The sequence below is a fragment of the Sinomicrobium halophytocola genome (assembly GCF_052983395.1).
Genome location: NZ_JBRKIT010000028.1, coordinates 75,861 through 101,830, shown reverse-complemented (window position 1 = coordinate 101,830; position 25,970 = coordinate 75,861). Strand labels below are relative to the sequence as shown.

Sequence of the window (25,970 nt, the reverse complement as noted above, 5' to 3'; positions counted from 1 at the left end):
CGGCATCCCGTTAAGACAGACCATTTAGTTGGAGATGTTTACCGAGGTGCCGCTTCCGATACCTATAAGACTGTCGTACATATCGCCGAAATTGCGGTAATATACCAGTACGAGATAATTGTTCTCCGTTTCAAAATGATTACCGTTTATGGTGGTGTAATCTATCCCGTCCGGCCCGGCCATGACGAACTTGTAGTTGTAAAACCCTTGTTTAAGACGAATTTTAACCTGTAGTCTTTCACCGCTTTCGTCCAGGGTCATTCTGTTTTGCCCGGTAAGCCGATAGTTGTTGAATTTTCCGTATACGTAAACTTCATTGAGTCCCATTTCCTGGGCGTATTTCAAACTGAAGTGGACGTCGGCATAGTCCGCTTCCGTGTCATTGTCACTATCATTTCCATCCAGTGTTCGTATCTCAAAATCACCGTTGATGTCCGGGTAATAGGTATAAGGCTTATCCGTCTCTATCGTATTGGTGAACAGATAGGTATTGTATATATCGCGTAGTTCAATACCTGAGATCGTATTGGAAGAAGCTCGTATTTCCTTGTTGTCGAAATACAGGTATTCATTACCACCGTCAAACGAAGTCTCTTTGTCGTATTTGTAAATTAACTGGTTACCGGAGTAGAACTGAGGCTTGATCCCGGTGATCGCCGTATTCCAGTTGTGATTTTGTAGTATAACCACCTTTACTTCCTGTTGCGGGTTGACCAGGGTCTGACCATTGGTGTTTATGGTAAGCTGTACAACTTGTTTTTCGGCAATTACAGCCATTTCCCGGGCTCTTTTCAGCACCACGCCTACCGAAACTATGTCTTTGTAAATAACAAAACGCCTTGAAAACATCAGTTTGTCGTTATTGTCGTATATCTTAAGGATATAATTGCCTGAGAGTTTTAGTCGTGTTCGGGAATTGGGTAATGTGAGGTCGTAGTGCGAGTAAGGCTGCAATGTGGTCACCGAATTTCTGTAGTCCTGTATCCTTTGGTTGTCCACACCATCCAGGAATTGCGATTTGAGCAGATCCGAAGGAGTCCAGTCGGCATTACAGTGCACGATACGATAATAATAATCTGATTCTCTTGCCCGCAGGTCATCAAAAGACAGAGTGAAAGCTTCTCCTGACATTATTACAGGAAACTGATCGTTGCTATTATTCCCGTCACTTTTGAAAACGATGGACTTAATATATTCCGGCGGTTCTACCTCGTGTTCTGCCTGAGCAAAGAGACCGGATAGGGTTAAAGACATGATTGCCAGGGGCAGGAGGAAATACTTTTTTCTGTGCATCATGCGGTAAAGATACACAAAAAATGAGATGGAAGATGCGTATGCCGGTTGCTGTACTTTTCTTGTTTGTCGGGAAGAATATCCGGGAATTGTGATGCTATGGACTATATGTGGTTTGTAGTGGACAGCTTTTTTATAACACGACTTCGGTCAAGATACTTCGGTCTTTTCTGACGGCATTGTTTTGGGGTTTATAATCAAAAGGGAAGTATTTGTTTAGAATGAATATAAATAACAAAAACTGTGCTTTGCCTTAGATAATAAATACTCTATAAATTTATAAATTTGCATGAATTTTTGAATAACCTATTTTTCAAAACAATCCAATTGTAACATGTCCAATGACATTCGTATCAGAAAAGGTTTAAACATCAATTTGAAAGGGGAGGCGGAAAAAGTAGTTTCAGAGGCCCCGAGAGTTAAAACCTTCGCACTAAAGCCCACGGATTTTCACAACACTACTCCTAAAATGGTTGTGAAAGAGGGAGAAAAAGTAAAAGCAGGTGATGTTATCTTCTATTCCAAGTACAACGAAAAAATAAAATTCGTAGCTCCCGTCAGTGGTATACTCACGGAAATCCGAAGAGGTGCTAAGCGCAGGATACTCGAAGTGGTGATTGAAGCCGACAGCCAGGATGTATATAATGATTTCGGAGTTAAGAATCCGGAACAGCTTTCCGGGGAAGAGATAAAGGCGTTTTTACTGGAAAGCGGATGCTGGCCTTTTATCCGGCAACGTCCCTATGATATAATTGCTAATCCGAACGATACTCCGAAAGCTATCTTTATTTCGGCCTATGCAAGCGCTCCGCTGGCGGCTGATATGGAGTTTGTACTTCAGGGCAGGGAAGAAGATTTTCAGGTAGGGATCAATGCTGTGACCAAATTGACGGCAGGGAAGACCCACTTGTCAGTAGGTAAAGGCTCTTCTTTTTTTGGTAATGTGAAAGGAGTGGAGATTCACCGGGTTTCCGGTCCGCACCCGGTAGGGAATGTGGGGGTGCAGATACACCATATTGATCCTTTGAATGCAGGAGAGCGGGTATGGGTGATCAATCCCGAAGATGTGGCGATCATAGGTAAATTGTTCCGTACCGGTAAGTTTGACGCTACCCGTATGGTTGCTGTTGCAGGTTCAGAAGTAGAAAAGCCTCAGTATTACAGGGTGAAAATAGGATCTTCTGTTAAGGCTCTTGTAAATGACGATTCTGCCGATGTAAGGATAATCAGTGGCGATGTACTTACCGGGGACAAAATCTCCGGAGAAGGCTTCATCGGGTTTTATCCCAATACACTAACCGTAATCCCGGAAGGAAATGACTACAGGATGTTAGGATGGTTGCCTTTCAAAGACAATAACATACCGAGTATGCATCATACTTCTTTTTCATGGTTATTCCCAAAGAAGAAATATAAGGTAAATACCAACCTGAACGGTGAGGAGAGGGCGTTGGTAGTTACCGGAGAAATGGAAAAGGTAATGCCGATGGATGTTTATCCCATGCAATTGCTAAAAGCTTGTATGGTAAACAACATCGAAAAAATGGAAAACCTGGGGATTTACGAAGTAGCCCCCGAAGACTTTGCACTGGTAGATTATACCTGTACTTCCAAGATCGAAGCGCAGGACATCATCAGGCAGGGACTGGATTTAATGATTAAAGAAGTTGGCTAATATATAAGCTATGAAGTTTTTAAGAAATAAAATAGATCAACTGAAGAAGCCCTTCGGAAGAGGGGAGAAATGGGAGAAGTTCGCACCCGCGATCAATGCGTTGGATACGTTCCTTTACGTGCCCAACCATACCACTAAAAAAGGAGCACATATCCGCGATGCGGTAGACCTGAAGCGTACCATGATTACCGTGGTAATTGCGCTTTTACCGGCCCTGATTTACGGTATTTACAATACAGGATATCAATACCTGTATCAGTTGAACGATGGCGATGTGGCTTTTATGGACGCATTTACACACGGTCTGTGGAAAGTACTTCCTATAATTGTAGTATCTTATGGAGTAGGTCTGGCAATAGAATTTGTTTTTGCCATATACAGGGGACATGAGGTGAACGAAGGTTTCCTGGTAACAGGACTGCTGGTTCCCATGATAATGCCTGTGGACATTCCTTTATGGATGGTAGGTCTTTCTGTTGCATTTGCAGTATTGATCGGAAAAGAAGCCTTTGGCGGCACGGGTATGAATATTCTGAACCCTGCTTTGGTTGCCAGAGCTTTTGCTTTTTTTGCTTACCCCACGTTCATGTCCGGAAATAAAGTATGGGTTTCGGAGGCTACCAACGTAGACGCGATTTCAGGAGAAACTATCCTGGGAAGCCTTGCTGCCGGTCACGATGTGCATTTCAGCATGTTTGATATGTTTAGCGGAGCTATTCCCGGGTCAATCGGGGAAACATCCACACTTTTTATCCTGATAGGAGCAGCATTGCTCATTTTCACCGGGGTAGGAAGCTGGAGGATCATGCTCGGCGCCGTTATAGGAGGAACCATTATGGGGCTGTTGTTTAATCTTTGGGGAGCCAATGCATTAATGAATTTCCCTTGGTATCAACACCTGATAGTGGGTGGTTTTGCTTTCGGTGTGGTGTTTATGGCAACGGATCCCGTTTCTGCGGCACAAACGACCACAGGGAAATGGATATATGGTATACTTGTAGGGCTCTTCTGTATTATGATCCGGGTGTTCAACCCTGCATATCCGGAAGGCGTAATGCTTGGTATACTATTGATGAATGTTTTTGCGCCGACCATCGATCATTATGTTGTGGAAGCTAACATAAAAAGAAGAAAGAAGAGATTGGCCGCCTCTAAACAACTTAAAACTGCTTAGTGATGAACCGAGAGAGTAATATATATACATTTATCTTTGCTATAGGGATGGTGGTAATTGTCGCATTTCTGCTTGCTTTCGCGGCAACTTCCCTCAAACCGAAGCAGGACGAGAATGTAAGGAAAGAAAAAATGCAGAATATCCTGAAATCCATAGGAGTAGATGTGGAAAGGGAAGCTGCTGAAGGAAAATATAAAGATTATATTAAGGAAGAATTGTCTTTGGTATCTGATGGTTCCGTAGATGAGAGTTCTGATGCTTTTAATATAGACCTGAACAGAGAGTTGAAACTTCCGGTTGACAAACAGCATTTTCCTATTTACATAGCGGATGTGGAAGGAGAAAAATATTATATAGTACCTTTGAGGGGAGCGGGGCTTTGGAACGCTATATGGGGCTATGTTTCCCTGAAAGATGATTTGAATACCATAATAGGTGTTACTTTTGACCATGCCGGTGAAACCCCCGGTCTGGGAGCGGAAATTACCCAACCGTGGTTCCAGGCACAGTTCGAAGGTAAAAAGATATTTGACGAAAGCGACGAGCTTGTTGGCGTGCGTGTTTCAAAAAGCAGCGGTGCCAAAGGAGATAATGATGTGGACGCTATTTCCGGAGCAACAATTACCGGAAATGGAGTAACAGCAATGATAAAAGAACGTTTGTCACACTACCTGCCTTACTTTAAGAAACAAAAAACTCAATTAGCACTAAATTAATTGCCATGAGTAAAAAAGAAAAAAAATCACCCATAGTTCTGTTTGTTTCCGAAGAAAAAGAACCGCTTTTTTCTAAGAAGAACAGACAACTGGTATCCGATCCGTTAAACGATAACAACCCGATTACCGTACAGGTGTTGGGTATATGTTCCGCACTCGCGATCACCGTTCAGTTGAAGCCCGCAGTGGTAATGAGTCTTGCGGTATTGGCGGTACTGGCCTGTAGTAATGTTGTTGTATCTTTGATCCGTAACATGATTCCCAGCCGTATCCGTATTATTGTGCAACTTGTTATTGTTGCTTCCCTGGTAATTCTGGTAGACCAGGTACTGAAAGCTTTTGCCTATGATGTAAGTAAACAGTTATCTGTATTCGTCGGTTTGATTATTACCAATTGTATCCTTATGGGGCGTTTGGAGGCTTTTGCCCTGGGTAACGGTCCGTGGAAGTCTTTCCTTGATGCAATAGGTAACGCCGCCGGTTATGGTTTTATCCTTATCGTAGTGGCTTTCTTCAGGGAATTGCTTGGTTCCGGTAAATTATTCGGTATGGAGGTATTAGGTCATAAAGGGGTTACTATGGCAGAATCAACAGGATTGTATGCTCTCGGATATGAAAATAACGGGTTTATGCTGTTCCCGCCTATGGCTTTGATAACCGTTGGTATCTTTATTTGGATGCAACGCTCCAGGAACAGAAAATTAATAGAAAAAGAATAGGGACAACAACACCCTTGTAAAAATCAGAAACATGGATTACGTAAATCTTTTTGTAAAGAGTATCTTCATAGAGAACATGATTTTTGCCTACTTCCTGGGCATGTGTTCTTATCTTGCGGTATCCAAAACCGTAAAAACAGCCGTAGGTCTCGGAGCTGCCGTTATTTTTGTATTGGCAATTACGGTTCCTATTAACTATTTACTGGATAATTATCTCTTGAAACCCGGAGCTTTATCCTGGATGGGCGAGAGTTATGCGAATGTGGACTTGAGCTTTCTTAGTTATATAATGTTTATTGCGGTGATTGCTTCTATGGTACAGCTTGTGGAGATGGTCGTGGAAAAATTCGCTCCAGCGCTTTACGGAGCACTTGGTATATTCCTTCCTCTTATTGCGGTAAACTGTGCGATCCTCGGAGGGTCATTGTTTATGCAGCAAAAAGACTTCGGAGGTGTGGGAGAGTCTGCTATATACGGAGTAGGTTCCGGTATAGGTTGGTTCCTTGCCATATTGGCTATTGCTGCTATCCGTGAAAAAATCACCTATTCAAATGTTCCCAAACCTTTGCAAGGATTAGGAATAACCTTTATTATTACCGGGTTGATGGCGATAGGCTTTATGAGTTTTATGGGAATTTCATTATAAATTGTTTTATATTTAAGATATGGATTATTCAGTAATCTTAGTGAGTATTGTAGCATGTGTGTTATTGATCCTGGTATTGGTTATTATCCTTTTGGGAGCTAAAGCCAAATTAGTGCCGTCAGGACCGGTATCCCTGCATATCAATGGCGAAAAAGATGTTGAGGTTTCTTCAGGAGGTACGCTTTTGTCTACCTTGGGAAACAATAAAATATTCCTGCCATCTGCCTGTGGCGGCGGTGGTACCTGTATTCAATGTAAGTGCCGGGTGCTGGAAGGAGGAGGAAATATACTTCCTACTGAAGAACCACACTTTACCAGAAAGGAGATAGCTGAAGGCTGGCGTTTAGGTTGTCAGGTAAAAGTAAAGCAGGATATGACCATAGAAGTTCCGGAGGAAGTATTCGGAATTAAAAAGTGGGAAGCTGTTGTGGTCAGAAACTATAACGTAGCTTCTTTTATTAAGGAGTTCGTTGTTGAGATTCCCGAGGATATGGACTATCAACCCGGAGGTTATATCCAGATCGAAATTCCCAAATGTGTTGTAGAGTTTAAAAGTATCGATATTACTGCGCACCCTAAGGAACACCCTGGAGAACCTGAAAAGTTCAAAATGGAGTGGGATAAATTTAACCTGTGGCCATTAACAATGAAGAACGATGAAACTGTGGAACGTGCTTATTCCATGGCTTCTTACCCCGCCGAAGGAAGAGAGATCATGCTTAATGTTCGGGTGGCTACTCCGCCGTGGGATCGGGCTAAGAACAATTGGATGGATGTGAATCCCGGTATAGCCTCCTCTTATATTTTCTCCAGAAAGCCGGGAGATAAAGTAATTATTTCCGGACCTTACGGAGAGTTCTTTATCAATCCTTCGGAAGCGGAAATGCTATACGTAGGCGGAGGGGCAGGTATGGCGCCTATGCGTTCGCACCTGTACCACCTGTTCAAAACCCTGAGGACCGGTAGAAAAGTGAGTTACTGGTATGGAGGACGTTCTAAGAGAGAGTTGTTCTACCTGGATCACTTCAAAGAACTGCAGGACGAATTCCCTAACTTTAAGTTCTATATAGTATTATCAGAACCACTTCCGGAAGATAACTGGAAAGAAAAGAAAAACGTAGATGATGCCGAAGGAGACGGATTCCTCGGATTCGTACACCAGGCAGTGATAGATCAATACCTGAACCATCATGAGACCCCGGAAGATATAGAGTTCTATTTCTGCGGACCTCCGTTGATGAACAAAGCGGTTGAGAAAATGTGTGATGACTTTGGTGTGCCGCCGGAGAATGTAAGATTTGACGACTTCGGAGGATAAACTCATCAGAAGAACGATTATAAAGAAACCGATGTAATTACTGCATCGGTTTTTTTGATTTGTATGAATACCCTACACGTCTACCGGTTTCTGGAATTTTTGTTCAACACACAATTCTCAAAATTCAAAAAAATAACATTTAAACCGGTTATGGTTATATAATCGTTATTTTTGTGGCGTTCTATTTAAAAATCATTGAAAATATGAATGCAAAAATATTACTTAGCTTTTCATTAGCCTGCGGATTGTTATTTTCCTGTGGCGATGAAAAAAAAGGGAAACAGGAGAAAAAAACAGAAGTATCGGAAAAGAATTTTGATTATGTTGTAGATCAATTTGCCGACCTTCGTGTTCTTCGTTACGAGATACCGGGTTGGGATAACCTGAGTCTTAAAGAACAGAAACTGGTTTATTATCTCACCCAGGCCGGCCTTTCCGGAAGGGATATTATGTGGGATCAGAATTACAAACACAATCTTACCATACGAAAAGCCCTGGAACATATTTATCAAATCTATGAGGGAGATAAGACTTCAAAAGACTGGAAAGCATTTGAAGTATATCTGAAACGTATATGGTTTTCCAATGGTATTCATCATCATTATTCCAACGACAAAATAAAACCCGGTTTTAGTAAAGAATACCTGGATGCTCTTTTGAAGGAAACAGGGACAGAACTTGACGGCGCTGTTGTGGATATACTCTTTAATGATGTCGATACGAAAAAGGTAAACCTGGATACTTCCAAAGGCCTGATAAAAGGGTCAGCAATAAATTTCTATGGAGAAGGGATCAGTGCGGATGAAGTTGATGCTTTTTATTCGAAAATGAAATCTCCTGATCCTGCAAAACCACTTTCTTTCGGCTTGAATTCCAAACTGGTTAAGGAAAACGGCAAACTGGTAGAAAAGGTCTGGAAAAGCGGGGGAATGTATGGGGAAGCGATAGATAAGATTATTTATTGGCTCGAAAAAGCGAAAGAAGTAGCGGAGAATGAAAAGCAGGGAGAAGCCCTGGGACTGCTTATTGAATATTACAAGACAGGTGATCTTCTGACCTGGGATGACTATAATGTGGCCTGGACCGAAGCAACGGAAGGTAATATAGATTATATCAATAGTTTTATAGAAGTATATAACGACCCTAAAGGATATCGAGGATCTTACGAGTCTATCATACAGATCAAGGATTTTGAAATGTCCAAGAAAATGGAAGTTCTTGCGCATAACGCACAATGGTTTGAAGACAACTCCCCGCTGATGCCGGAACACAAAAAAGCAAATGTGGTAGGAGTGTCGTACAAAACGGTTGTCGTGGCAGGTGAGGCAGGAGATGCATCACCGAGTACACCTATTGGGGTGAATCTTCCTAATGCCAACTGGATACGTGCAGCACACGGTTCCAAATCCGTTTCTTTGGGAAATATCATAGAAGCTTACGGGAATGCCGGAAGCGGTGATCGCTTAAAAGAATTTGTCAACGACAAGGAAGAACTGGAACTCGCTAAAAAATACGGAGAATTGGGAGGGAAGTTACATACCGCCCTTCACGAAGTTATAGGACATGCTTCAGGGAAACTAAATCCGGGTGTGGGAGAAACCAAGGAAACCCTGAAAAACTATGCTTCAACCCTGGAAGAAGGAAGGGCGGACCTGGTAGGGTTATACTATATTATGGACCCTAAAATACAGGAACTTGGCCTGGCTGATGATTATCGCAAAGTAGGGATGGCTGAATATGACGGGTATATACGAAATGGTTTGCTCACACAGCTTGTTCGTCTGGAACCCGGCAAAGATGTGGAGGAAGCACATATGCGAAACCGTCAATGGGTCTCTGCCTGGGTCTACGAAAAAGGTCAGAAAGATAATGTTATCAAAAAGATAAACAGGGATGGTAAGACTTATTACAATATTAAAGATTACGATAAATTAAGAGAATTGTTCGGGGAATTGTTACGAGAAACCCAGCGTATTAAATCCGAAGGCGATTACGAAGCCGCAAAAGTGCTTGTGGAAGGTTATGGTGTAAAAGTGGACCAGGCAGTGCACAAAGAGGTTCTGGATAGGAACAAAGCATTTAAATCCGCTCCTCACAGTGGTTTTGTGAATCCGGTACTGGTGCCGGAAACCAATGATGCCGGGGAAATTACCGCAATTAAAGTAACACAACCCCAAAGCTTTGAAGAACAAATGCTGAATTATTCCGAAAACTACGGATTTTTACCACTTAAAAATTAAACAGTGTCTTGAAGTAAGAGACTTATCAGCAGAAAAGCCTTCCGGATTCGTTCGGAAGGCTTTTTTTATGGTGTTTGCTTGCTATTTAGTGTGGTAATTTATCTTTGAGCAGTCCGTAGACAAAAGTTCCGGCCAGGGCACCCAGGATAACAATCCCCATACTCCAGAAACCCGCTCCGAAGAGAATGTACATAGGTCCGGGACATGCCCCCGCCAGCGCCCATCCCAGCCCGAAGAGAATGCCTCCGGCAAGGTAGCGCGTAAATCCTTTCTCTTTATCCGGGATTTGAATGACCTCTCGATCCGTGTTTTTTATTTTTCTCCGTTTGTAAATTTGAATGCCTATAACCCCGGTACCAATGGCTACCATAATAATGCCGTACATATGAAAGGACTGAAAGTGGAACATTTCATATATCCTGTACCACGAAACAGCTTCGGATTTAGTAAGAACAATACCGAAAAAGATACCTATGAGCAGAAATTTGATATATTTCATAAAGTTTTTTCTGTATTAAAAGATTAACGGAAGTATAAAATGAGACATTAGCAACCCACCCAGGAAAAAGCCGATAACGGCTATCACCGAGGGTAATTGCAGGTTGCTTATACCACTTATGGCATGCCCGGATGTACATCCCCCCGCATACCGGGCTCCAAAACCTACGAGGAAGCCTCCTCCCAATAATATAAGAAGGCCTTTTGGGGTCAAAGCATGCTCCATACCGAATATGGCACCAGGCAACAACCTGCCTTGTGGTGCATCGATATTCATCTGTGCGAGTTGTGCAACTGTTTCCGGGTTCAGATTTACGCCACTGCCGTCCGAGAGGAAGTGGACCGTAATAAATCCACCTATCATGGCGCCAAGTACAACTACAAGGTTCCAGCGCTGGGCTTTCCAGTCGAAACGGAAAAAACCGGAATATTTACCACTGCCTAAAGCGGAACAGAGGGTACGCAGGTTCGAAGACATGCCAAAATTTTTACCCATGTATATAAGCAGCAGCATTACCGCTCCTATGAGTATCCCTGAGAGGTACCAGGGAAAAGGTTTAAATATAAAATCCATAGTCCGTATATAATTGTACTGCAAAAATACGCACAACTTTCCGGAACTTTGTAACCGCGGTTACACAAGAGCGAAGAGTGACAACAAACCCTGGTTTTGAGCAGGGAATCCCTTTAAAATAAGTATCTTTGCCGCATGGAAATTCTTAGTGAACAGGAATTGCATAACCTCGCTATGAACGTTGTCGGGAAAGACCTGGAAGCGAAGGGTTTTGAGTTTGTTGCAGTGAACAGTAAGCTCAAAAAAGATCCCCAGTTTGTCTGTCTGAAGGACAAGAAACTACATTTTGTAGTAGTAAAAGCCGTCCTTTATCCTGAAAATCCCAAAGAGATCGATGTGGTGTATATGGAGATTGTCCGAGAGCATGCACTTAAGTTCAAGGCAAGGACATACTATGCCGGGGTGGGCATAGCCAATGCGGAAAACTATGAAGAACCGGTTGTAAAAGACCGTAATTACGTAATAAACTATGATGGTATTCGGGAAATTGTTTAGAATAGCAACAGTTGTATTATTGTTGAGCTCTGGATTTACAAGCTGTCAGCCTGCAAAAAAAACTGAAACAGTAGTTATCCACGGGGAAGCCCAGGGAAGTACCTACACCATTCGCTATATCACGGATCGTGCGGGAGAAGACCTGAAACCAGCTATAGATTCCATATTACTTTCAATAGATATGTCTATGTCGGCATACCGTCCGGATTCCGATATATCCAAAATCAATGAGGGGGATAGCACTATAGTGGTCGATGAGAATTTCAGGAATGTATTCCTGACTTCACAACGCATATGGAAAGAATCCGAAGGGAATTTCGATCCTACTGTTGGTAAACTGGTAAGGGCCTGGGGATTCGGACCGGATCATCACCGTATACCGCTAGACAGCGCCAAAGTAGACAGCTTACTGCAATACAGTGGTTTTAATAAAGTGTCACTTACCCCCGAAAATATGATCCGTAAGAAAAACCGGGATATTTATTTTGACTTTAATGCGATAGCACAAGGTTATACCGTAGACGTTATCGTCGATTTCTTTCTGGATAGAGGAATAGACAATTTTATTGCCGAAGTTGGAGGAGAATTGGCAGCACACGGAAGAAATACGCTGAAAGACCGTGACTGGATAGTAGGGATAGACGATCCGCTACAAGCCGAAGAAGAACGTTCTTTTATAGCCAAGATCCGTCTCAGGGATATGGGAATGGCCACTTCCGGAAATTACCGAAAAACCATTACGGACTCTATTACGGGCGAAAAATATGTTCATACGATAGACCCGATAAGCGGGTATACGAAAAAGGGGAATGTGCTTAGTACGACCATCCTGGCGAAAGACTGTATGGATGCCGATGCTTATGCCACTACTTTTATGGTAACGGGATTGGAAAAGGCTAAAGAATTCCTGAAAAAGAAGCCCGATGTACACGCGTTTATCCTGTATTTGGATGAAAATAACGAAATGCAGAGATATATGACAGACGGGTTTAAATCCCTGATCACGGATTAAAAGAATTCAGGGGGCAGAATACGGGAGGCTAGATCTTCCTATTTGAAACAAACAGGAATGATTTCTCCAGGAGCTAAAACATAGTGTTGTACTGCTTCCGGGGCAAGTTTCCCGGTATAGTCTACTTCTTCAACCGTAAAACCTATACTGCGGAGTTTGTCAAAATAATCCCTGCCATATACTCTTACATGATCGTACTGGCCGAAAATAGCCGCTCTTTCCCTGGGGTCGGTTATGGAATCATCTTCAAAAGTGTCTTTGCGCTTAAGATCCTGCGGTATCTGGAAAATACCCATTCCTCCGGGTTTCAGGACACGATATAGTTCGTGCATGGCCGTGGTGTCGTCCGGAATATGTTCCAGGACATGATTGCAGAAGATCATATCAAAACTGTCATCTTCAAAGGGCAGGTTACAGATATCCGCCTTTATATCAGCCAGGGGGGACTCCAGGTCAGTAGTGGTGTATTCGAGGTTTTGCTGTTTGCGGAAGCGTTTGTAGAACGCCTGTTCCGGGGCAAAGTGCAATACCTTTTTAGGGGCGGTGAAAAAATCCGTTTCATTTTTAAGGTAAAGCCACAGGAGCCGGTGCCTTTCCAGGGAAAGTGTACCGGGAGCCAGGACGTTCTCCCGTTGTTTTTCATACCCGTAAGGGAGAAAAGATCGATAACCTTTACCATCTATAGGATCGGTATAGGTATTGCCGCGCATAGCAACAGCCATTACAGGGCTTACCCAATAGCTAGCCCGTATAAGCCAGGGCCTGGGGATAAAACGCAATATGGCTTTAAACAAGCTTTTCATTACATTGGGCTTTCGGAAAAAGAGGGAGTGGAGTACATGGAAAATGACATATTACAGTACCAAGGCCTCTTTCCTGAATTCGTCTTCTTCGTTACTTTGAATTCCCAGGGCTTCGTAAATGTAAGCAAATGTGGAAAGCAGTTCGGGTTTACCGTCTACAATAGCCACATCGTGTTCAAAGTGCGCACTGGGTTTACCATCGGCAGTGAGGATGGTCCAGCCGTCCCTCAATTGTTTGATGCGTTGTGTTCCCATATTAATCATGGGTTCGATGGCGACTACCATACCTTCGATGAATTTCTTTCCCCGTCCCCGTTTGCCGTAATTGGGCATTTCCGGATCTTCGTGCATTTTAGAGCCCAGCCCGTGGCCTACCAGTTCGCGTACTACACCATAACCATGATTTTCGCAGTATTGTTGTATGGCAAAGCCCACATCGCCAACCCTGTTACCGGCATGGAATTGTCTGATGCCTTCGTATAGTGATTCTTTGGTGATACGGAGTAACTTCTTTATGTCATCACTAACTTCACCTACCTCAAAAGTATAGGCGTGGTCTCCGTAGAAACCATTTTTTATCGCACCGCAGTCAATGGAAATAATGCCTCCTTCTTCCATAGGAGTGTCGTTCGGAATACCGTGAACTACCTGTGCATTTGGGCTCATACAAAGTGTATTCGGAAAGTCGTACAATCCCAGGAACCCCGGTTCGGCCCCGTGATCGCGAATAAATTCTTCCGCCAGTTTGTCGAGATATAAAGTCGTAACACCGGGTTTTACTTCCCTGGCCAGCATGCCCAGCGTCCTGGATACGATCAGGGCGCTTTCACGCATCAGTTCTATTTGTTCCGGTGATTTTATCTGTATCATTTTCTTCTTGTTTTATAGGTTGTCCGCAAAAAAGAGCAAACTGTACTGTGGCGCAAAAATAGGAATTAATATGGAAATATTGATTGTTTAGGGTTTCCGTTGCGGGTTTGAAGTTCGGAGCATACCTGTAACCCGGGATAACCAAAAGCCTGAATCTCATTAACGGATAATATCGGTATCGACGGGAACATATCCGAGGTGTCGGCTTAAAGAAAGAACCTGACCCTTGTGATGAAATTCATGAGTAATGACGTGGGTGAATAGTTGCAAGGCCGAAATACTTCTGGTTTTACCATTTATGCAAATGGAAATATCACGGTTAAAGTCCGGGATATGGCGATTAAGAAACTCTTCCATAAGCATATCGATGTCCTTGTAAAAAAGCTGAAGTTCATCTACGGTAGCTACCGAAGTGTACGGAGTGGGCACCTTCACTTTTTGCAATGCGTGTTTTCCTATCCATAATTCATAAGTATTGCCTGTGTGTACCAGCAGGTTTCGAATGCTCCCTTTACCGAAAGAGCTGTTCTCTTTCGTAAAATCCTTTTTGGAAATACCGGTACAGTATTTAAGTAATATCTCCCGGGATTCCTTTACCAGTTCGTATTGGGTTTCGATGATGTTTTTCATGGACCGTAACGGATTTAGACAGGTCTCCGGTGTTTTTTCTTCCTTTTTTCCAGGTAGGCATCTACGGAATACCTTCCGGCATGTACAAAATATATCAGGAAGGCCACAACAAGCATGTGGATGGCAGGAGCTGTTTGTAAATAAGGATCTCCGTGCCATAAATGTACCCATACAATAGCAACGAAGAAGTTAAGAAGCATTAAAAAGCTTAAAATCCTTACCTTGTATCCGATGATCCAGCCAATACCCGCAAAAAACTGGGCATAGACGGAAAGTATGGCACATAGTAAAGGAAGAGGAAAACCATTATCGGAGAGAAAATCACGAAATTCCAGCATTCTGTCCCAGTAAGCGATGTTATCCGTAACACCGTATATCAACCGGAAACCAAAAACCAGACGTATTACCAGCAGGGCGATATCTCTTCGTTTCTTTCGGTTCATAGAAATCTAAAGGGGAGGTTAGGGTGTTTATACTTCATAAAGATAAGAATTAATAAAGAATAGCAATACAAGTAAAGAAGAGCGTAGTACTAAACAAAATTCTTTTTATATTTAACCATAAACCGTATTATATGGAAAAGATAAAAACTTCGGAGTACAGGATAGAAAAAAACATTCGGTTACAAGATATACCTACCTTAAACACTCTGGAAGCAACAGAGGAAGAACTGGAAAAGTCCTTATCTAAAGAGCGAAAAAAACTGGCTAAATTTCAGAACCGGATGTATGCTCACGGGAAATACGGGGTGCTGATTTGTATTCAGGGAATGGATACTGCGGGGAAAGACAGTCTTATCCGCGAAGTTTTTAAAGATCTCAATGCCCGCGGTGTGGTAGTATACAGTTTTAAAACCCCCTCGATGCTGGAATTGCGGCACGATTACCTGTGGCGGCATTATCTCGCATTGCCGGAGCGGGGAAAATTCAGTGTGTTTAACCGTACGCATTACGAAAATGTACTGGTCACACGAGTCCATCCGGAATATATCCTGAATGAAAATATTCCGGGTATTGAAAATGTGGACGATATAGGGGCCGAATTCTGGGACAATAGGTTTGATCAGATCAATAATTTTGAAAAGCACGCAGCAGAGAACGGTACCTTGATCTTTAAGTTTTTTCTTCATATTTCCAAAGAAGAACAACGGCAACGTTTGCTGCGCCGGTTGAATAAAAAGAATAAGAACTGGAAGTTTTCTCCCGGCGACCTGGAAGAGCGTGAACTTTGGGACGAATACCAGAAATATTATGAAGAAGCCATAAACCGTACTTCTACCGCACATGCTCCCTGGTATGTGCTTCCTGCAGATGATAAAAATGCCTGCAGACTTATCCTGGCAGACATATTGTATGACGAACTTAAAAAGTACAAAGAAGTACAGGAACCCGAACTCGATGAAAAGACCAGGGCTAACCTGGAAGATTATAAAAAACAGTTGGAAGAGGAATAGGGTATTGTGAGCAATAGTTCTTACTTTTGAATCGTCGGGGTAGAAAGGCAGGAAAGGTAGACACCGTTTCCGTATTTTCTCACCTTACTTGCTTTTCCGGACATCATTTTAATCCTAAACCACCTGTTTCAAGTATGAGAAAATTGATTTTTTTAGTCTTTTTGATATCATCTGTCCTGGTTTTCGGACAAAGCAACGATGAGAAACAAATAAAGGCCATATATGATACCGCCTTATTAAATGCAAAGGGATATGACTGGCTGGAATACCTGTCCAACCAGATAGGAGGAAGGCTTTCCGGTTCCCTGAATGCTGAAATGGCTGTAAACTATACCAAAAAACAACTGGATTCCCTCGGACTGGATAGCGTATGGCTGCAACCCGTAATGGTCCCGAAATGGGTGAGGGGAACTCCCGAAATAGCCTACATAGAAACATCGCCCGGAAAAACTACGAATGTCCCGGTATGTGCACTTGGAGGTTCCGTAGCCACTTCGGCCAGTGGCATTAAAGCGGAAGTCGTGGAAGTACAGGGAATCGATGATCTTAAAAAACTGGGAAGAGAAAAGATAGAGGGAAAGATCGTCTTTTACAACCGGCCCATGCAGGCCAACCTGATACAAACTTTTGAAGCCTATGGCGGATGTGTGGACCAGCGTTATGCAGGGGCCATGGAAGCCGGTAAATTTGGTGCGGTCGGGGTGATAGTGCGTTCCATGAACCTTCGTCTGGACGATTATCCGCATGCCGGGGCCATGAGTTATGGCGATACGCCGGTATCACAGCGTATCCCCGCAGTGGCGATCAGTACGAACGGAGCCGAGTTGCTGAGTGGTATGCTGAAACTCAATCCGGATATACGCTTTTACCTTAAGCAAACCTGCCGGCAGTACGAAGATGTAAAATCCTATAACGTTATCGGCGAGATAAAAGGAAGTGAACGTCCGGACGAAATAATGGTCGTAGGCGGGCACCTGGATTCCTGGGATCTCGGTGATGGCGCTCACGATGATGGCGCTGGCTGCGTACAAAGTATGGAAGTGCTGCGGCTTTTAAAAGAAACCGGGTACAAACCAAAACGAACACTCCGTGTAGTATTGTTTATGAATGAAGAAAACGGACTTCGGGGAGGAAATAAATATGCCGAAGAGGCCAAAGCGAAAAATGAAAAACACGTATTTGCTCTTGAAAGCGATGCGGGCGGGTTCACCCCGCGCGGATTCAACCTGGATTGTAATGATCAGCAGTATACACTTATAAATAGCTGGAAGCCCTTATTCGAACCCTATCTGATCCATCTTTTTCAAAAGGGACACGGTGGTGCGGATATTGGTCCGTTGAAAGGAGACGGTATTGTTCTGGCCGGATTGATGCCGGATTCACAACGGTATTTTGACCACCACCATGCAGCCAACGATACTTTCGAGCATGTAAACAAACGCGAATTGCAGTTAGGGGCAGCTACTATGGCTTCGCTGATTTACCTGATGGATAAATATCTGAAATAGATTGACAAAGTCCCGAGAGGTTTCCCGGGAGCTTTTGTGTAAAGCATATTGCTCCCCGTATACCTCTCGGTGTGGCCTTGACAAACTAAAGGACAAATCCGGAACACCTGGCAATCTCTATAACTTTTAAAATTGAGGGTTTTCCGGCCGGTTTTTATGTCCCCGTTTTTTATAAAACTGTATTTTTTATCGATATGGGAGAGTATTCGCAATACATTTCACAAACTTTACAAAATCTTTTAGAAAACGGTTATGGACAGGACGAAAATATTTGATAGTTTTGTGAATTAGCTATAATAGCTTGTGCTTTTTATTAAAAAAATGTTTCTATTATTGAAAAAAACAGAAATTATTAAGTACAAGTTAATTTTTCTTTTATATTTGTGTAATCGATTGCATTAATCAAAAATACATTTCTACAAATGACTACATCAGAATTCAGATATGCGGCCAGTCCGAAGGACGCAAAAACGTATGACACACAAAAACTGAGAGATGAATTTCTAATCGATCCTGTTTTCGCGGAAGATGAAATAAAACTTACGTATTCCATGTACGACAGGTATATTGTGGGGGGTGCCATGCCGGTGAAAAAAGACCTGGTTCTGGAGACTATACCTTATCTAAAATCCGAAAACTTCCTCGATCGCAGGGAAATGGGGGTGATCAATGTAGGTGCAAGCGGTAAAGTACTTGTGGACGGGGTGGAGTACATCCTGGATAAAAAAGAAGCCTTGTACATAGGTAAAGAAAGTAAAGAAGTTATTTTTTCCGCTTCCGGTGAAGGGCAGCCGTTCTTTTATATAAACTCGGCCCCGGCGCATAAAAAATTCCCCACCAAAAAAGTAGGTAAGGACGAAGCAGAGGTCATTTCTCTCGGTGATGACAAATCGGCAAACAAAAGGATACTCAATAAGCTGATCGTAAACAGTATAGTGGAAACCTGCCAGTTGCAAATGGGATTGACAGAGCTCGTGGAAGGCAATATATGGAATACCATGCCGGTACATACCCATGAAAGGAGGATGGAAGCCTATTTCTATTTTGACCTTGCAGAGGGGCATGCCGTATGTCATTTTATGGGACAACCACAGGAAACCAGGCATATATTTATGCATAACCACCAGGCGGTATTGTCGCCCGAATGGTCAATCCACTCCGGGGCCGGGACTTCCAATTATTCGTTTATTTGGGGAATGGCGGGAGAAAATCTTGACTACGGAGATATGGATGTGTGCCCTCCCGACGCAATGAAATAAAATAAAGAATCAATAAAAAGGTCGTGCGACCGGAAATCTCTTCGGGTAATGATCGTTCCGGGAGGTGATGGTTTGTGTGGTCCGATTAAAATACAATATTGTATGGATTTATTCAGTTTAAAAGACAAACGTGCAATGATTACCGGAGGGACGCATGGTCTGGGAATGGCCATGGCAGAAGGACTCGGTGAAGCAGGGGCGGAGCTGGTGATAACCAGTACTACTCCTTCCAAACTGGAGAACGCCCTGAAACATTACAGTTCCAAAGGATATAAAGCTTCAGGGTATATTTTTGATGTTACGGACGAAAAGACTGCTGCCGAAAATGTAGAAAAGATAGAAAAGGAAGTCGGCCCTATTGATATTCTGATCAATAATGCAGGGATTATTAAACGCGAACTGGCATTGGATATGGCCGTGGAAGATTTCCGCAGGGTTATAGATGTGGATCTCGTAGGCCCTTTTATTATGAGCAGGCTGGTGGCAAGAGGAATGGTAGAAAGAAAAGCCGGGAAGATCATCAATATATGCTCCATGATGAGTGAACTGGGAAGGAATAATGTAAGCGCTTATGCAGCGGCCAAAGGGGGCTTGAAAATGCTTACCCGTAACCTGGCTACGGAATGGGCCAAATATAATATCCAGGTAAACGGTATTGGTCCGGGCTATTTTGCCACATCTCAGACCGAGCCTATACGTGTGGACGGTAATCCGTTCAACGAATTTATTATCAATCGTACCCCCACCGGCAGATGGGGCGATCCGGAAGACCTGGCAGGGACCGTGGTTTTTCTGGCATCAAAAGCAAGTAATTTTGTGAACGGACAGATCGTTTACGTGGACGGAGGTATACTTGCCACTATAGGAAAGCCTGCTAATGAAAAATAAATAAACAGGAGGTCACAGGAAGAAGTCTAAACCTGTTTACAAATAAAGGTAGAACATATTCAGACAATAACTTACCATGAGTTTTATTAAGGATGAAAGCTTTTTATTAAGCAACGATTACGCAAGGGAATTATATTTCAACTATGCGGATAAACAACCTATTATCGATTACCATTGCCATTTGCCTCCCGACCAGATTGCGGAGGACAAGGTTTTTGAAAACCTTACACAAATATGGATATATGGCGATCATTACAAGTGGCGTGGAATGCGTACCCTGGGGATCAATGAAAAGTATATAACCGGAAACGGAACAGATGAGGAGAAATTCCGTGCATGGGCCAAGACAGTGCCTTATACTCTGCGAAATCCCCTGTACCACTGGACACACCTGGAACTCAAAAGGTACTTTGATATAGAGACATTGCTGAGCGAAAAAACGGCGGATGAGATATACCGACAGGCCAATGAAAAACTGAATACACCCGAATACAGTTGCCGTAACCTGTTGACTAAAATGAATGTGGAAGTGGTATGTACCACAGAAGACCCTACGGATTCCCTTAAACATCACCAAAAACTGGCCGGAAGTGATTATGCCGTGAAAATGACCACCTCTTTCCGTCCGGACAAGGCTATTATGATTGCTGATGACGGATTTAACGATTATGTGGAAAAACTGGGGGAAGCAGCCGGAATGGCTATCGGAAACTATAACGATCTTCTGGATGCCCTGAAAAAAAGGATACAGTACTTCCACGACAACGGAAGCAGGGTTTCCGATCACGGTCTGGAACAAATATACAGTGAAGACTATACCGAAGCAGAAGTAAAAGCTATTTTCGAAAAGAAAAGAAGCGGGAAAACCATTACCCGTGAAGAAGCTTTGAAATTTCAGAGTGCTGTATTGTACTTCCTTGCGGAAACTTACTGCGAATTCGGTTGGGTGCAACAGTTTCACCTGGGAGCCCTGAGAAATAACAACAGGAGAATGAATAACCTTCTAGGACCCGACACCGGGTGGGATTCTATCGGTGATTTTACGCAATCGGTAGCGTTGTCCCGTTTTTTAAATAAACTGGATAGTAAAGATAAGCTTACCAGGACTATTCTGTATAATCTTAATCCTGCGGATAACGAGGTTATGGCAAGTATGATAGGGAATTTTAATGATGGTAGTGTTAAGGGAAAAGTTCAGTTTGGTTCTGCCTGGTGGTTCCTGGATCAGAAAGACGGGATGACCAAGCAGATGAACGCCTTGTCCAATATGGGACTTATCAGTTGTTTTGTAGGGATGCTTACCGATTCGAGAAGCTTTCTGTCGTTCCCGAGGCATGAATATTTCAGAAGATTGGTATGTAATCTCTTCGGAGAAGAGATCGAAAACGGAGAACTGCCTGCGGACATGGAGTGGATAGGAAAAATTATTTCGGATATCTGTTACAATAATGCCAAAGATTATTTCGGATTCTGAAGGATAATAACAGACAAAACCAATTTTGGGATTTATGAAGGAGATGGCGCGTAAGAGAAAGTAAAGATTGCTATCTTGCCAATAAAATAGAGTTTTATGGATAAAACGGTTACTTTCGGAGAAGTACTCATGCGGCTGTCCCCGGAAGGATATAAAAAGATAAGCCAGAGTAATAAATTGGAATTTTACTTCGGAGGGACCGAGATGAATGTAGGTGCCTCACTGGCGAATTTCGGTAACGAAGTAAAACATGTTACCTGTGTTTCCGACGATATTGTGGGACAGGCGGCTATAGGAACGATGAAACGTTATGGCATAAATACTTCCGGGGTAATAAAGCGGAATGCACCTCTGGGATTGTATTTCCTCGAGGTAGGTGCCGTGATGCGGTCCAGTACCATAGCATATAACAGGGCTCATTCCGCATTTGCCGGAATACAACCCGGTATGGTGAACTGGAAAGAAGTGCAGGAAGGCGCCGGTTGGTTTCACTGGACGGGGATAACTCCGGCAATATCCGAAGGGGCCTGGCTAACACTGGAAGAGGGACTGAAACAGGCCCGGAAGAACGGAATGAATGTAACTGCGGACCCGACATATAGGAAGGACTTGTGGAATTATGGCAAAGATGCCCGTAAGATATTGGCCGGAATGCTGGAATATTCGACGATTTTTATCGGTGGTGTCAATGAGATCAATGAAATACTGGGAACAACGTATACGGGAGATAAAGATGGTTTCATCGAAGCTGCCAAAGAATTGTTGCTCAGGTTTCCAACCATAACCAAGGTTTTTGACAAAGTGAGAAACGGTGGTAATGCCTCCTCACAGAAGATAAACGCCAGGGCCTGGAACGGAAAGGAATACCTGGAAACCGAAACATTAGAGGTCGCTCATGTCATAGACAGGATAGGGACCGGAGATGCCTACGCTGCCGGACTTATCTACGGATTGCAACATTTCGACGACCAGAAAACCATAGAATTTGCCAATGCCGCCTGTGCACTGAAACACACTGTAGAAGGGGATGTAAACCTGGTATCGGCAGAGGAAGTTTTAGAAGTGATGAAAGGTAATATATCCGGTAGGATAAAACGATAATAATAACTGCAATAATCTGATAACACAATAATAGTTTATGTCCCGATTTACAAGAATATCCGTAGCGTTAAGGATGAAGGAAACCGGTATCGTGCCGGTATTCTATAATAAGGATACGGAAGTGTGCAAAGCGATTTTAAAGGCCTGCTATGATGGCGGTGCCAGGGTTTTTGAATTTACCAACAGAGGCGATTATGCGCACGAAGTTTTTGCAGAACTCAATAAATATGCAGAAAAAGAACTTCCGGAGATGATACTTGGAGTGGGGTCTGTGGTAGATCCCGGTACCACCTCGCTTTATCTGCAATCGGGAGCTGCCTTTATAGTATCTCCCGTGCTAAACCCTGAAATGGCTAAAGTATGTAACCGTAGAAAGGTAATGTGGTCTCCGGGCTGTGGATCCCTTACGGAGATTTCCTATGCCGAAGAACTGGGTGCCGAAGTCGTGAAAATATTTCCGGGAACACAGGTAGGAGGACCTGAATTTGTAAAAGCCGTGAGAGGCCCTTTTCCGTGGACGAGTATTATGCCTACCGGGGGAGTAGAACCTACGGAAGAAAATCTTTCCGCCTGGTTTCATGCCGGGGTACATTGCGTGGGAATAGGTTCTAAACTCTTTACGAAAAATACGGATGGCAGTTTTGACCTGATGGGAGTTACCAATACGTTGAAAGCGGTTATAGCTATAATAAATAAGGTGAGAAAATAAAGGATATGCACTAAAGAGGTTGCAAAAAACAGTCATTAATCAATCAATCCTGCCCAAAAAATGATAAGAAAACGAAGTTTAATAAAATATACTGTCCTTGCCCTGATATTCACTCTCTTTTCTTCTTGTCATGAAGCTGCTAAGGTGAAAGTAATAAAACTGGGACATGGCCTGGATGCGTCACATCCGGTTCATGAAGCTATGACTTTTATGGCAAAACGGCTTGCGGAGAAATCGGATGGTAGTTTGCAGATAAAAATATACCCCAGCCAGCAGTTGGGAACGGAAAGAGAATGTCTGGAACTGCTACAAATAGGAAGTCTGGGAATGACCAAAGTTTCGGTGGGTGTACTCGAAAATTTTGTTTCTGATTATAAGTTATTCGGTTTGCCGTTTTTGTTTCGCGATAAAGCACATTCTCACAAAGTTCTGGACGGAGAGATAGGAAAACAGCTTTTGGATGCCAGTGTGCAGGTACGATTGAAGGGAGTTGCTTTTTACGATGCGGGAAGCAGGAGTTTTTATACTAAAAAACCCGTACATAAACCGGAAGATCTCAAAGGATTAAAATTACGGGTTATGGAAAGCCAGACCGCCATTGATATGGTGCGCAACCTCGGAGGGTCGCCCACCCCGATTTCCTGGGGAGAATTATATACGGCTTTGCAACAGGGTATTGTAGACGGTGCAGAAAACAACCTGCCCAGTTTTTACCTGTCACATCACTACGAAGTGTGTAAGTATTACATTGTCGATGAGCATACCAATCTTCCGGATATGCTGCTCATAAGTACGACCATCTGGGATTCTTTGAGCGATCAGGAAAAGAAATGGCTTGAAGAAGCGGCCAGGGAATCCGTTGTATATGAAAGAAAGATATGGGAAGAGGCGGAGAACCACGCACTTGAAGAAATCAAAAAAGCAGGAGTGGAAGTCATATATCCGGATAAGGAACCTTTCCGGGAGAAGGTTTCCATAATGTATGAGAATTTTAAAAAGGACGAACACCTGAAAGAGATCATAGAAGCCATTCAGGCAGAATGAATCTGATCGATCACGTATAAATCAAGTCAATCAATTTTTATTAAAAAACCAACTTAACGGATTATGAAGAAAAAAATAGATAAGTTACTGGGAGGCTTTCTCGTGGTACTTCTCGCCATATTGGTAGTGGCTGTTTTATGGCAGGTTTTTTCCAGATATATACTCAATGCACCGAGTTCAGTGACTGAAGAAATTGCCAGGTTTTTACTTATTTGGGTGGGTATTCTTGGAGCAGCTTATTGTTCCGGACAACAAGATCACCTCGCCATAGAAATATTACCTCCTAGGCTGAATGAAGAGAACAGGATAATACTCAGAATATTTATTAATGGTCTTATAATGTTATTCAGTGTCCTGGTGTTTATTATAGGTGGGGCCAGATTGGTATATCTCAATCATATCCTGGGGCAAAGTTCGGCAGCATTACATCTGCCGTTGTCCTACGTTTATTCTGTTATCCCGTTGAGCGGTATAGTCATACTGATTTATAAGTGGATAGAAATAAGAAACCCCAAAAAATATTTCATATGATTACCGAGATACTTATACTTCTGATATCGTTTGTATTGTTGTTGGCCATAGGTGTTCCGGTGGCCTGGAGCATAGGTATATCCAGCCTGGTAACCATGCTGGTTACCATAGACTCTATTCCGGCTTTTACTACGGTAGCCCAGCGAATGGCTACCGGACTGGATAGTTTTGCGTTGTTGGCCATTCCTTTCTTCGTACTGGCAGGCCAGATTATGAATCAGGGCGGTATAGCCGAAAGGCTTATTACATTCGCCAAGTCACTTATTGGGTCATTGCCTGGGGGCTTGTCTTATGTAAATGTGGTTTCGGCAATGTTGTTCGGGGCTATATCCGGTTCTGCATTGGCCGCAACCTCTGCCATAGGCGGTATACTCGGACCACATATGGAAAAAGAAGGATATTCCAGGGAATTCAGTGCGGCCCTGAATGTGACTTCTTCTACAACAGGACTGGTTATTCCTCCTTCCAATATCCTCATCGTATATTCATTGGCCAGTGGCGGTGTTTCCATAGCGGCGCTGTTTCTGGCAGGATATCTCCCCGGAATTCTTATGGGACTGGCCCTGATGGCAGTTGCGGCAGTATGGATAAGACGAAAGAAATACCCGGCAGGAGAAAGGTCAACAATAAAGCAGATACTCACCTCTTTCCTGCACGCATTTCCCAGCTTGTTTTTACTGGTTGTGGTTATCGGAGGAATAGTAGCCGGTATATTTACGGCTACCGAGGCATCCGGGATTGCAGTATTGTACAGCCTGATACTTTCCTTCGTATATAAGGAAATGGATTTGAAAAAACTACGGAAGGTTTTTCTGCGTTCCGTGAGAACCAATTCCATAGTGATGCTGCTTATAGCAACATCCATGGCAATGTCCTGGGTGATGTCCTATGAAGATATCCCTCAATCCGTAAGTTCGGCTATGCTCGGGCTTAGTGATAATAAGTATGTCATTCTTCTAATGATAAACCTTATATTATTAGTTGTCGGGATGTTTATGGATATGACCCCGGCAGTACTGATATTTACCCCCATATTTTTACCCGTGGTAAAGGATCTGGGAGTAGATCCGGTACATTTCGGGATAATGATGGTAATGAACCTTTGTGTGGGACTTTGTACACCGCCGGTAGGATCGGTCCTCTTTGTCGGTGTAGGTATTGCACAGACGACCATTCAAAAAGTGATAAAGCCTCTGGTGCCACTTTTCATAGCCATGTTTATAGTGTTGTTACTGGTCACCTATATTCCGGAAATATCCACCTGGTTGCCAGGTCTTATGGAAGATTAGCCAGGCGCTATGCAATTGTTATGGACTTATAACGGGTACAGGAAGCATAGT

At 43.1% G+C, this 25,970-nt stretch carries 26 protein-coding genes; 19 read left to right on the top strand and 7 right to left on the bottom strand.

Features of this window, described 5'->3' with window-relative positions:
- Positions 1-24: 24 nt before the first annotated feature.
- Positions 25-1,296, bottom strand: a complete 1,272-nt coding sequence (locus tag ACVBDY_RS11350) for a type IX secretion system plug protein (protein ID WP_447175602.1) — start codon at positions 1,294-1,296, stop codon at positions 25-27.
- Between the two features lie 331 nt (positions 1,297-1,627).
- Here ACVBDY_RS11350 and ACVBDY_RS11345 point away from each other — a divergent pair, with 331 nt between their 5' ends.
- From ACVBDY_RS11345 to ACVBDY_RS11315, 7 genes are all read left to right on the top strand, one after another.
- The gene (locus ACVBDY_RS11345; RefSeq protein ID WP_447175601.1) at positions 1,628-2,968 is read left to right on the top strand and encodes a Na(+)-translocating NADH-quinone reductase subunit A; all 1,341 of its coding nucleotides are present in this window, start codon (positions 1,628-1,630) and stop codon (positions 2,966-2,968) included.
- 10 nt (positions 2,969-2,978) lie between these two features.
- Positions 2,979-4,142, top strand: a complete 1,164-nt coding sequence (locus ACVBDY_RS11340) for an NADH:ubiquinone reductase (Na(+)-transporting) subunit B (RefSeq protein ID WP_447175600.1) — start codon at positions 2,979-2,981, stop codon at positions 4,140-4,142.
- Between the two features lie 2 nt (positions 4,143-4,144).
- The gene (gene nqrC, locus ACVBDY_RS11335) at positions 4,145-4,858 is read left to right on the top strand and encodes an NADH:ubiquinone reductase (Na(+)-transporting) subunit C (protein ID WP_447175599.1); all 714 of its coding nucleotides are present in this window, start codon (positions 4,145-4,147) and stop codon (positions 4,856-4,858) included.
- Between the two features lie 5 nt (positions 4,859-4,863).
- Positions 4,864-5,577: an NADH:ubiquinone reductase (Na(+)-transporting) subunit D gene (locus ACVBDY_RS11330; RefSeq protein WP_447175598.1), complete on the top strand. Its 714-nt coding sequence runs from the start codon at positions 4,864-4,866 to the stop codon at positions 5,575-5,577.
- Positions 5,578-5,608: 31 nt separating this feature from the next.
- Complete coding sequence (nqrE, locus tag ACVBDY_RS11325) at positions 5,609-6,223, top strand: NADH:ubiquinone reductase (Na(+)-transporting) subunit E (protein ID WP_447175597.1); 615 nt, start codon at positions 5,609-5,611, stop codon at positions 6,221-6,223.
- 19 nt (positions 6,224-6,242) lie between these two features.
- On the top strand, positions 6,243-7,541 hold the full coding sequence (gene nqrF, locus ACVBDY_RS11320; protein WP_447175596.1) for an NADH:ubiquinone reductase (Na(+)-transporting) subunit F: 1,299 nt from the start codon (positions 6,243-6,245) through the stop codon (positions 7,539-7,541).
- 203 nt (positions 7,542-7,744) lie between these two features.
- Entirely contained in the window at positions 7,745-9,781 is a 2,037-nt protein-coding gene (locus ACVBDY_RS11315) for a dipeptidyl-peptidase 3 family protein (RefSeq protein WP_447175595.1), read from the top strand.
- 85 nt (positions 9,782-9,866) lie between these two features.
- Here ACVBDY_RS11315 and ACVBDY_RS11310 read toward each other — a convergent pair whose 3' ends face one another.
- Together ACVBDY_RS11310 and ACVBDY_RS11305 are read right to left on the bottom strand one after the other, a co-directional pair.
- Positions 9,867-10,280 (bottom strand): DUF6691 family protein, encoded by a 414-nt coding sequence (locus tag ACVBDY_RS11310; RefSeq protein WP_447175594.1) that lies wholly within the window; start codon positions 10,278-10,280, stop codon positions 9,867-9,869.
- Positions 10,281-10,295: 15 nt separating this feature from the next.
- Entirely contained in the window at positions 10,296-10,853 is a 558-nt protein-coding gene (locus ACVBDY_RS11305; protein WP_447175593.1) for a YeeE/YedE family protein, read from the bottom strand.
- Positions 10,854-10,988: 135 nt separating this feature from the next.
- Here ACVBDY_RS11305 and ACVBDY_RS11300 point away from each other — a divergent pair, with 135 nt between their 5' ends.
- Both ACVBDY_RS11300 and ACVBDY_RS11295 read left to right on the top strand, forming a co-directional pair.
- The gene (locus ACVBDY_RS11300) at positions 10,989-11,348 is read left to right on the top strand and encodes a DUF8840 domain-containing protein (RefSeq protein WP_447175592.1); all 360 of its coding nucleotides are present in this window, start codon (positions 10,989-10,991) and stop codon (positions 11,346-11,348) included.
- Positions 11,323-12,360 carry an FAD:protein FMN transferase gene (locus tag ACVBDY_RS11295; RefSeq protein WP_447175591.1) on the top strand — a complete coding sequence of 346 codons (1,038 nt, stop codon included), beginning with the start codon at positions 11,323-11,325 and terminating at the stop codon, positions 12,358-12,360. Before ACVBDY_RS11300 ends, ACVBDY_RS11295 begins: the two co-directional genes overlap by 26 nt.
- Positions 12,361-12,398: 38 nt before the next feature.
- Here the strand turns inward: ACVBDY_RS11295 and ACVBDY_RS11290 are convergent, their stop codons facing one another.
- The 4 genes from ACVBDY_RS11290 to ACVBDY_RS11275 form a co-directional block, all read right to left on the bottom strand.
- Complete coding sequence (locus ACVBDY_RS11290; protein ID WP_447175590.1) at positions 12,399-13,163, bottom strand: class I SAM-dependent methyltransferase; 765 nt, start codon at positions 13,161-13,163, stop codon at positions 12,399-12,401.
- Between the two features lie 51 nt (positions 13,164-13,214).
- The gene (gene map / locus ACVBDY_RS11285) at positions 13,215-14,033 is read right to left on the bottom strand and encodes a type I methionyl aminopeptidase (protein ID WP_447175589.1); all 819 of its coding nucleotides are present in this window, start codon (positions 14,031-14,033) and stop codon (positions 13,215-13,217) included.
- A 159-nt stretch (positions 14,034-14,192) separates the two neighbouring features.
- Positions 14,193-14,663 carry a DinB family protein gene (locus ACVBDY_RS11280; protein ID WP_447175588.1) on the bottom strand — a complete coding sequence of 157 codons (471 nt, stop codon included), beginning with the start codon at positions 14,661-14,663 and terminating at the stop codon, positions 14,193-14,195.
- Positions 14,664-14,677: 14 nt separating this feature from the next.
- A complete protein-coding gene (locus ACVBDY_RS11275) occupies positions 14,678-15,106 on the bottom strand; it encodes a DoxX family protein (RefSeq protein ID WP_447175587.1) in 429 nt (142 codons plus the stop codon).
- 131 nt (positions 15,107-15,237) lie between these two features.
- Between ACVBDY_RS11275 and ACVBDY_RS11270 the strand changes: the two genes are divergently transcribed.
- The 10 genes from ACVBDY_RS11270 to ACVBDY_RS11225 all read left to right on the top strand — a co-directional run bounded on the left by ACVBDY_RS11270 (position 15,238) and on the right by ACVBDY_RS11225 (position 25,919).
- The gene (locus ACVBDY_RS11270) at positions 15,238-16,116 is read left to right on the top strand and encodes a PPK2 family polyphosphate kinase (protein WP_447175586.1); all 879 of its coding nucleotides are present in this window, start codon (positions 15,238-15,240) and stop codon (positions 16,114-16,116) included.
- Between the two features lie 134 nt (positions 16,117-16,250).
- Positions 16,251-17,624, top strand: coding sequence for a M20/M25/M40 family metallo-hydrolase (locus tag ACVBDY_RS11265; protein WP_447175585.1), 1,374 nt, complete (start codon positions 16,251-16,253; stop codon positions 17,622-17,624).
- A 422-nt stretch (positions 17,625-18,046) separates the two neighbouring features.
- A complete protein-coding gene (gene kduI, locus ACVBDY_RS11260; protein WP_447175584.1) occupies positions 18,047-18,883 on the top strand; it encodes a 5-dehydro-4-deoxy-D-glucuronate isomerase in 837 nt (278 codons plus the stop codon).
- A gap of 102 nt (positions 18,884-18,985) precedes the next feature.
- On the top strand, positions 18,986-19,771 hold the full coding sequence (locus ACVBDY_RS11255) for a gluconate 5-dehydrogenase (RefSeq protein WP_447175583.1): 786 nt from the start codon (positions 18,986-18,988) through the stop codon (positions 19,769-19,771).
- 76 nt (positions 19,772-19,847) lie between these two features.
- Positions 19,848-21,245: a glucuronate isomerase gene (gene uxaC / locus ACVBDY_RS11250; protein WP_447175582.1), complete on the top strand. Its 1,398-nt coding sequence runs from the start codon at positions 19,848-19,850 to the stop codon at positions 21,243-21,245.
- 96 nt (positions 21,246-21,341) lie between these two features.
- Positions 21,342-22,346 carry a sugar kinase gene (locus ACVBDY_RS11245; RefSeq protein WP_447175581.1) on the top strand — a complete coding sequence of 335 codons (1,005 nt, stop codon included), beginning with the start codon at positions 21,342-21,344 and terminating at the stop codon, positions 22,344-22,346.
- Between the two features lie 37 nt (positions 22,347-22,383).
- The gene (locus tag ACVBDY_RS11240) at positions 22,384-23,055 is read left to right on the top strand and encodes a bifunctional 4-hydroxy-2-oxoglutarate aldolase/2-dehydro-3-deoxy-phosphogluconate aldolase (RefSeq protein WP_447175580.1); all 672 of its coding nucleotides are present in this window, start codon (positions 22,384-22,386) and stop codon (positions 23,053-23,055) included.
- Between the two features lie 60 nt (positions 23,056-23,115).
- Positions 23,116-24,099 carry a TRAP transporter substrate-binding protein gene (locus ACVBDY_RS11235; RefSeq protein WP_447175579.1) on the top strand — a complete coding sequence of 328 codons (984 nt, stop codon included), beginning with the start codon at positions 23,116-23,118 and terminating at the stop codon, positions 24,097-24,099.
- A gap of 63 nt (positions 24,100-24,162) precedes the next feature.
- Complete coding sequence (locus ACVBDY_RS11230; RefSeq protein WP_447175578.1) at positions 24,163-24,630, top strand: TRAP transporter small permease; 468 nt, start codon at positions 24,163-24,165, stop codon at positions 24,628-24,630.
- Positions 24,627-25,919 carry a TRAP transporter large permease gene (locus ACVBDY_RS11225; RefSeq protein WP_447175577.1) on the top strand — a complete coding sequence of 431 codons (1,293 nt, stop codon included), beginning with the start codon at positions 24,627-24,629 and terminating at the stop codon, positions 25,917-25,919. The genes ACVBDY_RS11230 and ACVBDY_RS11225 overlap by 4 nt, the downstream gene beginning before the upstream one ends.
- The last annotated feature ends 51 nt before the right edge of the window (positions 25,920-25,970 follow it).